14 protein-coding genes are annotated in these 12646 nt (G+C 67.6%); 9 read left to right on the forward strand and 5 right to left on the reverse strand.

Translation table 11 applies throughout. The annotated features are described in order from the left end of the window. Window positions 1-3: 3 nt before the first annotated feature. The 3 genes from HNQ73_RS01365 (at window position 4) to HNQ73_RS01375 (ending at window position 2567) form a co-directional block, all read left to right on the forward strand. Window positions 4-1155, forward strand: coding sequence for an amino acid ABC transporter permease (locus tag HNQ73_RS01365; RefSeq protein ID WP_183331494.1), 1152 nt, complete (start codon window positions 4-6; stop codon window positions 1153-1155). A 12-nt stretch (window positions 1156-1167) separates the two neighbouring features. Next, the gene (locus tag HNQ73_RS01370; RefSeq protein WP_276513662.1) at window positions 1168-1953 is read left to right on the forward strand and encodes an amino acid ABC transporter ATP-binding protein; all 786 of its coding nucleotides are present in this window, start codon (window positions 1168-1170) and stop codon (window positions 1951-1953) included. A 107-nt stretch (window positions 1954-2060) separates the two neighbouring features. Continuing rightward, window positions 2061-2567, forward strand: a complete 507-nt coding sequence (locus HNQ73_RS01375) for a hypothetical protein (RefSeq protein WP_183331496.1) — start codon at window positions 2061-2063, stop codon at window positions 2565-2567. Between the two features lie 12 nt (window positions 2568-2579). On the opposite strand, the gene HNQ73_RS01380 is transcribed toward HNQ73_RS01375, so the two are convergent. Both HNQ73_RS01380 and HNQ73_RS01385 read right to left on the reverse strand, forming a co-directional pair. Further along, a complete protein-coding gene (locus tag HNQ73_RS01380; protein ID WP_183331498.1) occupies window positions 2580-2861 on the reverse strand; it encodes a hypothetical protein in 282 nt (93 codons plus the stop codon). A gap of 195 nt (window positions 2862-3056) precedes the next feature. Next, window positions 3057-3416 carry a hypothetical protein gene (locus tag HNQ73_RS01385; protein WP_183331500.1) on the reverse strand — a complete coding sequence of 120 codons (360 nt, stop codon included), beginning with the start codon at window positions 3414-3416 and terminating at the stop codon, window positions 3057-3059. Window positions 3417-3567: 151 nt separating this feature from the next. On the opposite strand from HNQ73_RS01385, the gene uxuA reads away from it, so the two are divergent. After that, on the forward strand, window positions 3568-4752 hold the full coding sequence (gene uxuA / locus HNQ73_RS01390) for a mannonate dehydratase (protein WP_183331502.1): 1185 nt from the start codon (window positions 3568-3570) through the stop codon (window positions 4750-4752). A gap of 69 nt (window positions 4753-4821) precedes the next feature. Here uxuA and kduD read toward each other — a convergent pair whose 3' ends face one another. The 3 genes from kduD to HNQ73_RS01405 are packed head-to-tail and all read right to left on the reverse strand — an operon-like array spanning window position 4822 to window position 7220. Further along, a complete protein-coding gene (gene kduD / locus HNQ73_RS01395) occupies window positions 4822-5604 on the reverse strand; it encodes a 2-dehydro-3-deoxy-D-gluconate 5-dehydrogenase KduD (protein WP_183331504.1) in 783 nt (260 codons plus the stop codon). A gap of 10 nt (window positions 5605-5614) precedes the next feature. Beyond that, the gene (kduI, locus tag HNQ73_RS01400) at window positions 5615-6478 is read right to left on the reverse strand and encodes a 5-dehydro-4-deoxy-D-glucuronate isomerase (protein WP_183331506.1); all 864 of its coding nucleotides are present in this window, start codon (window positions 6476-6478) and stop codon (window positions 5615-5617) included. Window positions 6479-6515: 37 nt separating this feature from the next. Further along, on the reverse strand, window positions 6516-7220 hold the full coding sequence (locus HNQ73_RS01405) for a GntR family transcriptional regulator (RefSeq protein WP_183331508.1): 705 nt from the start codon (window positions 7218-7220) through the stop codon (window positions 6516-6518). Between the two features lie 150 nt (window positions 7221-7370). Here HNQ73_RS01405 and HNQ73_RS01410 point away from each other — a divergent pair, with 150 nt between their 5' ends. From HNQ73_RS01410 to HNQ73_RS01430, 5 genes are all read left to right on the forward strand, one after another. Beyond that, the gene (locus HNQ73_RS01410) at window positions 7371-8192 is read left to right on the forward strand and encodes a 2-keto-4-pentenoate hydratase (protein ID WP_183331510.1); all 822 of its coding nucleotides are present in this window, start codon (window positions 7371-7373) and stop codon (window positions 8190-8192) included. A gap of 115 nt (window positions 8193-8307) precedes the next feature. Further along, window positions 8308-9285: a TRAP transporter substrate-binding protein gene (locus tag HNQ73_RS01415; RefSeq protein ID WP_183331512.1), complete on the forward strand. Its 978-nt coding sequence runs from the start codon at window positions 8308-8310 to the stop codon at window positions 9283-9285. Between the two features lie 145 nt (window positions 9286-9430). Next, entirely contained in the window at window positions 9431-9964 is a 534-nt protein-coding gene (locus HNQ73_RS01420) for a TRAP transporter small permease (protein WP_183331514.1), read from the forward strand. Continuing rightward, complete coding sequence (locus tag HNQ73_RS01425; RefSeq protein WP_183331516.1) at window positions 9964-11244, forward strand: TRAP transporter large permease; 1281 nt, start codon at window positions 9964-9966, stop codon at window positions 11242-11244. The genes HNQ73_RS01420 and HNQ73_RS01425 overlap by 1 nt, the downstream gene beginning before the upstream one ends. A gap of 102 nt (window positions 11245-11346) precedes the next feature. After that, a complete protein-coding gene (locus HNQ73_RS01430; RefSeq protein ID WP_183331518.1) occupies window positions 11347-12627 on the forward strand; it encodes an acetylornithine deacetylase/succinyl-diaminopimelate desuccinylase family protein in 1281 nt (426 codons plus the stop codon). Window positions 12628-12646: the final 19 nt, after the last annotated feature.

Below are 12646 nucleotides of genomic sequence, written 5' to 3' on the forward strand. Positions count from 1 at the left end.
ACGATGGCCATCACGACCGAACCCGTCGCCTACGTCCGCACGGCTCCCATCGCCGAGCAGCCGCCGCCGATGATGGCGCGCGGCTGGCTGGCCTGGATGCGAGAGAACCTGTTCTCGTCCGTCGGCAACACCATCCTGACGCTCATCGCGCTCTACATCATCTATCTCGTGGTCCCGCCGGCGATCCGCTTCTTCTTTATCGATGCGGTGTGGACGGGCAGCAACCGCGAGGCGTGCCTCGCCGCCAATGTCGGGCGCGAGGTGGGGGCGTGCTGGGCCTATGTGAACGCCAAGCTGAGCTATTTCGTCTACGGTTCCTATCCGTGGGACGATCGCTGGCGCGTGGACATCGTCTTCGCGCTCGGCGCCTTCGGCATCGCGTGGCTGCTGTGGCTCGACGCGCCGAAGCGCGGTCTCGGGGCGCTCTATTTCTTCGTCATCTTCCCCATCGCGGCCTTCATCCTGCTGCGGGGCTGGCCAGCCATCGGCCTGCAGCGGGTGGACACCTCGCTGTGGGGCGGCATCCTGGTGACGCTCATCGTCTCCATCGTCGGCATCGTCGTGTCGCTGCCGCTCGGTGTGCTGCTGGCCCTCGGGCGACGCTCGCGCCTGCCGCTCATCAGGCTCGCCTGCATCATCTTCATCGAGGTGGTGCGCGGCGTGCCGCTGATCACCGTGCTGTTCATGGCAAACACGATGCTGCCGCTGTTCCTGCCGGGCAACATGTCGCCAGACAGGCTGCTGCGGCCGCTGGTGGGCGTGGCGCTCTTCGCCTCCGCCTACATGGCCGAGGTGGTACGCGGCGGTCTGCAGGCGATCCCCAAGGGCCAGTACGAGGGCGCGATGTCGCTCGGCCTCGGCTACTGGCGGATGATGCGCCTCATCATCCTGCCGCAGGCGCTGCGCATCGTCATTCCCGGCATCGTCAACACATTCATCGGCCTGTTCAAGGACACCACGCTGGTCTCGATCGTCGGCATCTTCGACCTCATCAAGACCGTCGAGGTGACGCTCGTCGATCCGACCTGGGCGACGCCGGTGACGCGCCTGACAGGCTATGCCTTCGCCGGGGTCTTCTATTTCATCTGCTGCTACGGCATGTCGCGCTACTCACTGGCGGTCGAACGCCGGCTCGCGGCTGGACAAAAGAGGTGAGCAACGATGGCAATGGCAACCGCAACGGAGCGTCCGGCCCATCTCAAGCCCGTTTCGCTGAAGACCGACACCGCGGTCGAGATGATCGGCGTGCACAAATGGTACGGCGAGTTCCATGTGCTGCGCGACATCAACCTCAAGGTGACGCGCGGCGAGCGCATCGTCGTCTGTGGCCCGTCAGGATCGGGCAAGTCGACCATGATCCGCTGCATAAACCGCCTGGAGGAGCATCAGCAGGGCAAGATCATCGTCGATGGTGTGGAGCTGACCAACGACCTGAAGCGCATCGACGAGATCCGACGCGACGTCGGCATGGTCTTCCAGCACTTCAACCTGTTCCCGCATCTGACGATCCTCGAGAACTGCACCCTGGCGCCGATCTGGGTGCGCAAGATGCCGAAGAAGGATGCGGAAGAGATCGCGATGCACTATCTCACCCGCGTCAAGATTCCCGAGCAGGCTCACAAGTACCCCGGCCAGCTCTCGGGCGGGCAGCAGCAGCGTGTCGCCATCGCGCGTTCGCTGTGCATGAGCCCCAAGATCATGCTCTTCGACGAGCCGACGTCGGCGCTCGACCCGGAGATGGTCAAGGAGGTGCTCGACACCATGGTCTCGCTGGCGGAGGAGGGTATGACCATGATCGTCGTCACCCATGAGATGGGCTTTGCCCGCCAGGTGGCGAATCGCGTCATCTTCATGGACGCAGGCCAGATCGTGGAAATGAACACCCCGGACGAGTTCTTCAAGAACCCGCAGCACGAGCGCACGAAGCTCTTCCTCAGCCAGATCCTGCACTGAGGACGGGGCGCCGGCGGCCGCGCCGCGTCGTCGTTGACAGGTCGGCAGCGTATGCAAACCATCGGGCGGGCCGGGCGGTCCGCCCGACGCGCTATTGAGGGAAGAGCATGTTGCGCCTCGTGCTGCTGATCGCGGCCGCGCTCGCGGTTGCCTTCGCCATCTCCTTCGTTCTCGGCCGGCGGGGCGTTTTCGTCGCTGCTGCGGCTTTCGTGGTCGGCGCGGGGAGCGGCATCCTCTCCACCGTCGTCACGGCCTGCAACCAGTGCTGGACGGAGGCGCTGAGCGTCGGCGCCTTCGTGTCCATGCCCTTCTTTGTCGTTGGATGGTTCGCGCTGGCCCAGGCGGAGGTCGAGCGCCGGCACAGGCGGCTTCTCCTCGGCCTCGGCGCGCTGATGCTCCTGCAGGTCGTCTGGGCGGCGCGCATGACGGTGCTTGCCACCTTCCAGGGTGTCTGCCCCTGCGGTGCGCAGCTCTGGTGGCTGCGCACCAGCGAGATCGCCTCGGTCGGCTTCGACCGGCTGGCGGGTCCCTGGTTCATGCTCGAGGCCGTGCTCACGCTCGCCGTGCTGTTCAGCGCCGGCCGCCGGCTCGTCGAGGACGTGCCGGCGCGTTGAGACGGTCTCCAGTCATGTGCGCTGCTTCTCTGCCGGCTGCCGATCGAGGATCTCGACGGACTGGCTGTTGAGTTCGACATCGAGCACCCGGCGGGAGAACTTCCAGAGAATGGCGAGCCCGCCGGCAGCGAGCAGGGCTGTCAGGATCAGGGTGATGACCGCGCCGAGCTCCATGAGGCCACCGATGGCCCAGCCCGTGGCGGCCGCGACGCCGAGGATCTCGGTGCCGACGAGGATGATCGCGCTCACGGCGGTTATGCGCGCGGTGCTCTTCCTGGCAAAGCGGATGGACATGGCTCATCCCCGCTCAGTCTTGAAAGGGGACAAGGGGCTCACGCGCGCGGTTGCGCACATGCGGCCGGCGGCGGCCGCTGGAACGATCGAAGGATGCATGCGTATGATCTCGTCAGCCGCCCGGAGAGCGGCGAGCTGGATTCCGCCGGCGAGGCCGGCCGCGTGATGGCGGCGCGGGAGAACGCGCCGCGCGCTTCAGGCGGCGGGAGGGCCCGTCTGGGGGCGGGCGCAGGGGGCGTGTGATCGCCCCGGCCACGCGGCAGGCAGCAGCTGGCGGTCATGCGCGATGGCCAGCGGCGAGGCCGCTGCTGTGCGGAGCGTCGGCAGCACCGGCGGGCCGGACGGGCCGGCGAGGCGGCGACTGTCCATCGCCCGTGGCGCGAAGGCGCCGTGAAGAGGCATTCCGGTGAAGGTGGCACCGTCGGCCACGGCTTCCGCCGAGACCGTGACGTCGGGCGAGGTCGGGGTGAGCGGCCGCCCGCCCTGCAGGCCGAAGAAGAGAATGCCTGCAAGGAGCGCCAGCAATGTCAGCGGGGCGTGGAAGCGTTCGCTCACCGTCCCTCGGCCTCTCCGGTCTCGTTCGCCTCCGCTATAGCGCGCGGAGCGAGGGGTGCAAAGTGGCCGCGGATGCTGCGTCCCGACGGCTAAATCGATATAAAGGGCAGAAGGTGCGACGGTGCGCCGTGTCCGGGAACGAGAGGCAGCGATGGAGCAGACTTGGCGGTGGTTCGGCCCGCAGGATCCGGTGACGCTCGCGGATGTGCGCCAGACCGGCGCCACGGGCATCGTCAGCGCATTGCACCAGATCACCAGTGGCGAGGCGTGGACGGTAGAGGCGGTGGCCGAGCGGCGCGCCATGATCGAGAAGGCGGGGCTCACCTGGTCCGTCGTCGAGAGCATTCCCGTCCACGACGACATCAAGACGCGGTCCGGCAACTACCGGCGCTACATTGACAACTGGATCGCCTCCCTGCGCGCCTGTGCCGCCGGCGGCGTCACGACCATCTGCTACAACTTCATGCCTGTGGTCGACTGGACGCGCACCAACCTCATGTGGCAGGTCGCCGACGGCAGCTATGCGCTGCGCTTCGACATGGTGGACTTCGCCGCCTACGACGTCTTCATCCTGGAGCGCAAGGGTGCCGAGGCGAGCTATCCGGACGCCGTGCTCGCCGCCGCCCGCGCGCGCTACGCTGCCATGAGCGAGGGCGAGAAGGATGCCCTCGAGCGCAACATCATCGCCGGCCTGCCGGGCTCGGACTTCACCCACGACCGCGCCGGCATGCGCAGGCTGCTCGCGGCTTACGAAGGCATCGGCCCGGCCGAGCTGCGCGCCAGTCTCGTCGCCTTCCTGAAGGAGGTGGCGCCGGTCGCAGAGGAGGTGGGAGCGCGTCTGTGCATCCACCCGGACGATCCGCCGTTCTCGCTCTTCGGCCTGCCGCGTGTCGTCTCCACGGCCGAGGATGCCCGTGCCGTGCTGGCCGCGGTGGACACGCCGGCCAACGGTCTCACCTTCTGCGTCGGCTCCTACGGTGCGCGGGCGGACAACGATCTCGTCGCCATGGTGCGCGAGTTCGGCCCGCGCATCCACTTCGCCCACCTGCGCAACGTGAAGCGGGAGGAGGACGGCTCCTTCTACGAGGACGACCATCTCGCCGGCTCCTCCGACATGATTGCCATCGTCGCGGCGCTGCTCGACGAGGAGAGGCGCAGGCGCGCCGAGGGGCGGGCGGACGCTGTCATCCCCATGCGGCCCGACCACGGACACCTCATGCTCGACGACGTCGGCAAGAAGACCAACCCTGGCTATTCCTGCATCGGCCGCCTGCGCGGCCTCGCCGAGCTGCGCGGCGTGATGATGGCGCTGGAGCGGATGCAGGGCTTGGCTTGAGGGCTGGGCCGCACGCGCACGCAGACAAGGGCCACTCTCCCGGAGAGAGGGCGTCGGTACCGCCGACCGCTACCGCGCCATCCAGCCGCCGTCGACCGGCAGTACCGTGCCGGTGACATAGCCGCTCGCCGGGGCTGCGAAGAAGAGGACGGCGGTGGCGAGATCCTGTGGAGCGCCCCATCGGCCGGCCGGGATGCGCTCCATGAGCTGGCGCGTGCGCTCTGGGTCCGCCCGCAGTGCCGCCGTGTTGTCCGTCTCCATGTAACCCGGCGCGATGGCGTTGACGGTGATGCCCCTGGGCGCGAGCTCGTTCGCCATGAGCTTGGTCAGGCCGGCGACGCCATGCTTCGCTGCCGTGTAGGCCGGCACGCGGATGCCGCCCTGGAAGGAGAGGAGGGAGGCGATGTTGATGATGCGGCCCTGCCTGCCGGTCGCAACCATATGCCGCGCGACCGCCTGCGAGAGCAGGAAGAGGCTCTTGAGGTTCACGGTCATCACCGCATCCCAGTCCTCTTCCGTATAGTCGAGCATATCCTGCCGCCGGATGATGCCGGCGTTGTTGACGAGGATGTCGATGCCGTGCGCCTGCGCGACGATATCCGCGGCGAGGGCGGGGAAGTCGTGCGGTTTCTCGAGATCGCAGACGATCTCGCGGAACCTGCGTCCCAGAGCGGTGACGGCGCCCGCCGTTTCTGGCATCGGCCGTGAGCCGAGGCCGACAATGTCGGCGCCGGCGCTGGCGAGTGCCTCGGCCAGCGCCTTGCCGAGGCCGGTGCGGGCGCCGGTGACGAGGGCGACCTTTCCGGACAGGTCGAAGAGCCTGGTGAAGGCCGGCTCGGTCCTGGTCGTCATGGTGGGCTCCTCAGCGAAGGTCCTGCATGGCGATCATGTCCATGTCGGTGAAGGCCTGGTTGTCGCCGGCCATGCTCCAGATGAAGGCATAGCTTGTCGTGCCGGCGCCGCAGTGGATGGACCAGGGCGGCGAGACCACGGCCTGCTCGTTGCGGACGATGAGATGGCGCGTCGCCTCGGGGCGCCCCATGAGATGCACCGTGAAGGCGTCCTGCGGCAGCTCAAAGTAGAGGTAGGCCTCCATCCGGCGGTCGTGGGTGTGGGCCGGCATCGTGTTCCACACGCTGCCGCTGTCGAGACGGGTCAGGCCCATGACGAGCTGGCAGGTGGGCAGCACGTCGGGGTGCAGGTACTGATAGATGGTGCGTTTGTTGGCCGATTCCTGGCTGCCGAGCGGGATGGCCTTCGCCGCCGCCTTCGTGATGAGCCGGGCGGGATGGCGCGCATGGGCCGGCGCCGTGTTGATGTAGAACTTCGCCGGATTGTCGGGATCGACGCTGGCGAAGGTGACACTGGCCGTGCCCGCGCCGATATAGAGCGCGTCCTGGAAGCCGAGGTCGAACGTTGCCGCGTCGGCGGTGACGCGACCGGGCCCGCCGATATTGATGAGGCCAAGCTCGCGGCGGGCGAGATGGTGCTCGCTGCCGACCAGCCTGGCGTGGGCATCGGTGAAGGCGAGCGGGGTGGCGAGCGGCACGGCGCCGGCCAGCATCAGCCGGTCGTAGTGGGTGTAGGTGGCGTTGAGCGCGCCGGGCGTGAGCAGATCCTGCACGAGGAAATGCGCGCGCAGCGCCTTGGTGTCGAAGGTCTCGGCCTCGCGCCAGTGGACGGCGTGGCGGGTCTCGACGGACGCGGTGGTTCCTTGGGCGGGCATGGTTTGGCCTCGTGGTTGCGGGCGGGGCGGCGGCTGTTCACTCAAAGAGATGAGGGTGGGCGGCCTCCACGCGCGGCAGCGCGCGCAGGATCTCATTGAGGTGGTGGCGCATGGCCTTCTCGGCGGCGTCGGCATCCCGCGCGTCGATGGCGGCCATGATGTCGCGATGCTGGGCGACGAGCGGGCGCATGGCCTCCGTGCCAGGCAGGGTCAGGTAGCAGACCCGGTCCATGTGGGCCTTGAGGTCCTCGATGGCCTGCCAGGCCAGCATGCAGCCGGTGCCCTCGACGAGTGCGAGATGAAACAGCTCGTCCGCGCGCTGGAAGGACGTGTGGTCGCCGCGCTCGGCCGCCTCCTCCTGCAGGTGGAGCAGATCATCGATGCGCTGGCGGCTTTGCGGGGAGAAGCCCTCGCAGGCGCGGCGCACGACGGCCGCCTCCACTGCCTCGCGCACGAAGCGCGCCTCCATCATCTGCCGCACTGACAGGCGGGCGACGACTGTGCCGCGCTGTGGCAGTGTCTCGACCAGGCGTGACTTGGCGAGGGAGATGAGCGCCTCGCGCACCGGCTGGCGCGACACGCCCCAGCGCTGGGCGATCTCCACCTCCGAAAGGCGCGTGCCGGGCGCAATGCTGAGCGTGATGATGGCGCGGCGCAGCTCGCGCTCGACGCGCCGTGCTGCGGATTCGAAGGGGTTTGGGGTCTCTGCCAGCACGGTGGTTCCGCCGTCGAGGTCATGCATTGCCGTTGCCTGATATAGCAGCGTATACCACCATACACAAATATACGATTGCACGCGGGCCGGCCGACGGGCACCTCTAGGCAGGACTCGTGATTGCAGACGACGCCGGACGGCAGCAGCCGGTCGCGGGCGGCCGTCATGGGAGGATGAATGCAGGACTGGCAGGCGCCGCCGGCGACGGCGGCCGACATTGCGAACGGTTTCGTGGCGGCGCGCCGGGCGGCACGGCCGCTTGCGCATTTTCCCGGTGAGCTGCCGGCTTCGCTCGATGCAGCATATGCCGTGCAGGACGAGGCGATACGTCTGTGGGGCGCGCCCGTCGTCGGCTGGAAGGTGGCGCTCATCCACCCGGACCTCCGTGCCCGTCATGGTGGCGAGGAGCGGCTCGTCGGCCCGGTCTTCGCCGGCACGCTCGTGGACGCCCGCAACGGGCCGGTCGAGGCGCCGGTGTTCGACGGTGGCTTTGCCGCCATCGAGGCCGAGCTTGCGGTCCGCCTCGGCGCGGACCTGCCGGCGCGCGAGGCGCCTTACGGGCTCGACGACGTGGCGCGGGCGGTGGAGGATCTCTTCCTAGCCGTCGAGGTCGCCAGCAGTCCGCTCGCCACCATCAACGACCTCGGGCCGACGGCCGTCATCAGCGGTTTCGGCAACAATGCCGGCATCATCCTCGGCCCGGCGGTAACGGGCTGGCGCGATGCGCCTCCCGAGGCGCTTGCGACCCGGGTCGTGATCGACGGTGAGACCGTCGGTGAGGGGAGTGCGGCGAAGGTGCCGGGCGGCCCCCTCGGGGCGCTCGTTTTCGCGGCCAACTGCCTGTCGTCCCGCGGTCGCGGCCTGAAGGCCGGCGACATCGTCTCGACCGGCGCGACCACGGGCATCCATCCGGTAAGGCCAGGCATGGCGGCGCTCGTGTCGAGCCCCGCCGCCGGCGAGCTCCGTCTTTCGGTGACCCGCGCCGTGGGCGAGGGGTGATCTGCGGCTGGCGCACGGCGGGGGCAGCCCGCCGTGCGCCTCCGCTGCGGCCGTCGCGGCCGCCAAGAACACGAGGGCAAAAAAGCCCCGGTTCCATTTCCAGGGAGGCAATTCAATGCTCAGGTTCAGCACATTTCTCGGCACGGCGCTCGCGGCTGCGGCGTTGGCCATCGCGCCTGCAACGGCGCAGACCGTGCTCCGTTCCGCAGACGTCCACCCGGACGGCTACCCCACGGTCGAGGCCGTGAAGTACATGGGCTCCCTCATCAAGGAGGCCACCAACGGGCGTTACGACATCAAGGTCTTTGTGTCCGAGCAGCTCGGCAGCGAGAAGGACACCATCGAGCAGACGCGCTTCGGCGTGCTCGACCTCAACCGCGTCAACATGGCGCCATTCAACAACCTCATCCCCGAGACGGGGGTGCTTTCGCTGCCCTTCCTCTTCCGCTCGGTCGACCACATGCACAAGGTCGTCGACGGGCCGATCGGCGAGGAGATCCTCAAGGCCTTCGAGGCGCACGACCTCGTCGGGCTCGCCTTCTACGATTCCGGCGCGCGCAGCCTCTACACGACGAAAAAGCCGGTGCGCAGCCTCGAGGATGTGAAGGGGCTCAAGATCCGCGTGCAGCAGTCGGACCTCTTCATCGGCATGGTCAAGGCCATGGGCGGCAACCCGACGCCGATGCCCTACGGTGAGGTCTATTCGGCCCTGCAGACGGGCGTCATTGACGGGGCCGAGAACAACTGGCCGAGCCTCGAGAGCTCCAAGCATTACGAGGTGGCGAAGTACTACACGCTCACCGAGCACTCCCTGTCGCCGGAAGTGCTCGTGATGTCCAAGAAGGTTTGGGACAAGCTCTCTCCCGAGGACCAGAAGATCTTCCGCGAGGCGGCCAGGAAGTCGGTCGCCAAGATGCGCGAGCTCTGGCAGGCGCGCGAGAAGAAGTCCGAGGAGATCGTGCGGCAGGCCGGCGTCGAGGTGATCCAGATCGACAAGAAGCCGTTCGAGGAGGCGATGAAGCCCTTCTACGATTCCTTCGTGAAGGATCCCAAGCTGAAGGCGCTGGTCGAGCGGATCCGCGCGGTACAGTGACAGCATCGGTCGAGCATCGCTCTCCGGGGTGCGCGTTCGCCGTCCGGTGAACGGCGCGCCCCCACCGGTGTCGATGTCCGCGCCGGCGCGCGCATCGACACCGGGACGCCGGGGACCGATGACGACGAACCGCTCCGGAGCGACCATGACTGCGCTCTTCAAATCCCTGCACCGCCTGCTGTCCGCACTCTCGACAGCGGCGCTCTGGCTCTCCGCCGCCGGACTCGTGGCAATGACAGCAGCCGTCGCCTGGCAGGTCTTCGGCCGCTACGCGCTCAACGACACGCCGAGCTGGACGGAACCGATCTCCCTCCTTCTCATGAGCTGGTTCATCCTTCTCGGTGCCGCAGTCGGCGTGCGCGAGAACTTCCATCTCGGGCTCGACATCGTGCGGTTTTTTGCGCCAGGGCGCGTGGCCCGCGTCATGGACGGGATCAGCCTCCTCGCCATTGCGGGCTTCGGCATTGCCATGTCGTGGTTCGGCTCCACGCTCGTCGTCGGTACCTGGTCGGCCACCATTCCGGTGCTCGGTATCCCGGGCGGCATCGACTACCTGCCGCTTGTGGTCGGTGGCGCGCTCATCGCGCTCTTCGCCCTCGAGCGGCTCGTGGGGATGATCGCCTTTCCGCGGCAGGACGTGGTGATCGCCCAGGCCGCTGCTGATCCGGAGGCGGGCTGATGGAACTTTGGGTCCTGTTCGGAACGTTCCTTGGCCTGCTCGTGCTCGGCACGCCGGTCGCCTTCTGCCTCGGCATCGCCTCGCTGGCGACGGTGCTCTACATGGGCATGCCGCCCTTCATCGTCTTCCAGCGGCTCAATTCCGGCATCAATGCCTTCGCACTGATGGCCATCCCGTTCTTCGTCTATGCCGGTGACCTCATGGTGCGCGGCGGCATCGCCGGCAAGCTCGTGCGCCTCGCGGCCGCGCTCGTCGGCCACCTGCGCGGCGGGCTCGGGCAGGTCAACATCGTCGCCTCCACGCTCTTCGGCGGGGTCTCCGGCTCGGCGGTGGCAGATGCCTCGGCCGTCGGAGGACTGATGATCCCGCAGATGCGCGAGCGCGGCTATGCCGCCGACTACGGCGTCAATGTTACGGTGACGTCGGCCATCATCGCGCTGATGATCCCGCCCTCGCACAACATGATCATCTATTCGATGTCGGCGGGTGGGCGCATTTCGATCGCCGATCTCTTCACGGCCGGCATCATTCCGGGCCTGCTGCTCGCCATCGTGCTCATGGTGGCGGCCTATGTCGTCGCCCGGCGACGCGGCTATCCGGCCGGCACCTTTCCTGGATGGGGCGCCATGTTGCCGATCTTCGTCGGGGCGGTGCCGGGCATTCTTCTCATCGGCATCATTTTCGGCGGGGTTCGCTCGGGCGTGTTCACAGCCACCGAGAGCTCCTGCATCGCCGTCGTCTACGCGCTCGCCGTGACGGTTCTCGTCTACCGCGGCATGGGGTGGCGGGATTTCCTGGATGCGACGTTCGGCGCCGTCCGCACGACGGCGATGGTGCTGCTCGTCATCGGCAGCGCCGCGTCCTTCGGCTGGCTGCTGGCGCTGCTGCAGGTGCCGACGGCGATGGTGGAGGGGATGCGTGCGCTCTCCGACAACCCCATCGTCATCTTCCTGCTCATCAACCTCATTCTGCTGGTGCTTGGCTGCTTCATGGACATGGCGCCGCTGATCATCATCACGACACCGATCTTCCTGCCGGTCGTCACGGCCTTCGGCATGGATCCGGTGCACTTCGGCGTCATCCTCATCCTCAACCTCGGCATCGGCCTGTGCACGCCGCCCGTGGGCTCGGTGCTCTTCGTCGGCTGTGCCATCGGCCGCATTGGTATCATGGAGGCGGTGCGGACCATCTGGCCGTTCTACGGGGCGTGCTTCGCAGTCCTGATGCTCGTCACCTACATCCCGGCGCTGTCGCTGTGGCTGCCGGCACTTTTCCGATAGGAAGCAAACGCCATTCGCAATTGTGCGAGCACAAACGAAAACCGTCTTGCAGGTCATCCGGCGTGGTGAAACCATGCCGGATGACAGCGATCCGAGACGGTCATGGCGATCCGGGACGTTTTGAGAGCCGTTGAAGACCGGCGCGACGATCTGGCGGCCCTGACGGCCGATCTGGTCCGCATCCCGACGGTCAACCCACCTGGCGAGAACTATCGCGACTGCGCTGAGTTTCTCGGCAACAGGCTCCGCCGCCGCGGCTTCGATGTCGTCTACGTCCGTGCCGAGGGAAGCCCCGGCGACAGCGACCGCTACCCGCGCTGGAATGTCGTGGCGCGCAAGGAGGGCAGCCGTCCGGGGCCCTGCGTCCACTTCAATTCCCATATCGACGTCGTCGAGCCGGGGGCGGGCTGGACCCGCAATCCCTTTGGCGGCGAGATGGAGGACGGCAGGGTCTACGGTCGCGGTGCCTGCGACATGAAGGGCGGACTCGCGGCCTCGGTCGTCGCCGTGGAGGCGTTCATCGACCTCATGCCCGACTTTCCCGGCGCCATCGAGATCTCGGGCACGGCGGACGAGGAATCCGGCGGGTATGGCGGCGTCGCCTATCTCGCGGGCAAGGGCTTCTTCTCGAAGCCGCGCGTCGACCACGTCATCATCCCCGAACCGCTCAACAAGGATTGCATCTGCCTCGGCCATCGCGGCGTGTGGTGGGCGAAGATCGAGACGAAAGGGCGGATCGCGCACGGCTCCATGCCCTTTCTCGGCGATTGCGCCGTGCGCCATATGGGGGCGCTGCTCCACGCCTTCGAGTGCGAGCTCATCCCGGTGCTCGCCGCACGCCGCACGGAGATGCCCGTGATCCCGCCGGGCGCGCGCAGCTCGACCCTCAACATCAACTCCATCCACGGCGGCCAGAGAGAGGATTATGAGGGCCTGCCCTCACCATGCGTGCCGGATTCCGCTCGCCTCGTCATCGACCGCCGCTTCCTGATGGAGGAGCGCATCGAGGACGTGAAGGCCGAGGTGATCGGCATTCTCGACCGTCTGGCCGAGGAGCGGACGGATTTCTCCTACGCGATCGAGGACCTGTTCGAGGTGCTGCCGACCATGACGGACCGTGACGCGCCCGTCGTGCGGGCGGTCGCCACCGGCATCCGCGAGGTCATGGGCCGGGAGCCGAACTACGTCGTTTCGCCCGGCACCTACGACCAGAAGCACGTTGACCGCATCGGCCGGCTGAAGGACTGCATCGCCTATGGCCCCGGTATTCTCGACCTGGCGCACCAGCCCGACGAATATGTCGGCGTCGACGACATGGTCGATTCGGCGAAGGTCATGGCGCGCGCCTTGCACGAGCTCCTGACGGGTGGCAGCAGGGCGTGAGCGAGTCGCTTCGCCGCTG

Source organism: Chelatococcus composti (assembly GCF_014201415.1).
GTDB classification, from domain to species: Bacteria; Pseudomonadota; Alphaproteobacteria; order Rhizobiales; family Beijerinckiaceae; genus Chelatococcus_A; species Chelatococcus_A composti.

Excerpts from the sequence above, each read along its gene's own strand:
- HNQ73_RS01365 (WP_183331494.1), top strand. The coding sequence starts at position 4 with ATGGCCATCACGACCGAACCCGTCGCCTACGTCCGCACGGCTCCCATC.
- HNQ73_RS01370 (WP_276513662.1), top strand. The coding sequence starts at position 1,168 with ATGGCAACCGCAACGGAGCGTCCGGCCCATCTCAAGCCCGTTTCGCTG.
- HNQ73_RS01375 (WP_183331496.1), top strand. The coding sequence starts at position 2,061 with ATGTTGCGCCTCGTGCTGCTGATCGCGGCCGCGCTCGCGGTTGCCTTC.
- HNQ73_RS01380 (WP_183331498.1), bottom strand. The coding sequence starts at position 2,861 with ATGTCCATCCGCTTTGCCAGGAAGAGCACCGCGCGCATAACCGCCGTG.
- uxuA (WP_183331502.1), top strand. The coding sequence starts at position 3,568 with ATGGAGCAGACTTGGCGGTGGTTCGGCCCGCAGGATCCGGTGACGCTC.
- kduD (WP_183331504.1), bottom strand. The coding sequence starts at position 5,604 with ATGACGACCAGGACCGAGCCGGCCTTCACCAGGCTCTTCGACCTGTCC.
- kduI (WP_183331506.1), bottom strand. The coding sequence starts at position 6,478 with ATGCCCGCCCAAGGAACCACCGCGTCCGTCGAGACCCGCCACGCCGTC.
- HNQ73_RS01405 (WP_183331508.1), bottom strand. The coding sequence starts at position 7,220 with ATGCATGACCTCGACGGCGGAACCACCGTGCTGGCAGAGACCCCAAAC.
- HNQ73_RS01410 (WP_183331510.1), top strand. The coding sequence starts at position 7,371 with ATGCAGGACTGGCAGGCGCCGCCGGCGACGGCGGCCGACATTGCGAAC.
- HNQ73_RS01415 (WP_183331512.1), top strand. The coding sequence starts at position 8,308 with ATGCTCAGGTTCAGCACATTTCTCGGCACGGCGCTCGCGGCTGCGGCG.
- HNQ73_RS01420 (WP_183331514.1), top strand. The coding sequence starts at position 9,431 with ATGACTGCGCTCTTCAAATCCCTGCACCGCCTGCTGTCCGCACTCTCG.
- HNQ73_RS01425 (WP_183331516.1), top strand. The coding sequence starts at position 9,964 with ATGGAACTTTGGGTCCTGTTCGGAACGTTCCTTGGCCTGCTCGTGCTC.
- HNQ73_RS01430 (WP_183331518.1), top strand. The coding sequence starts at position 11,347 with ATGGCGATCCGGGACGTTTTGAGAGCCGTTGAAGACCGGCGCGACGAT.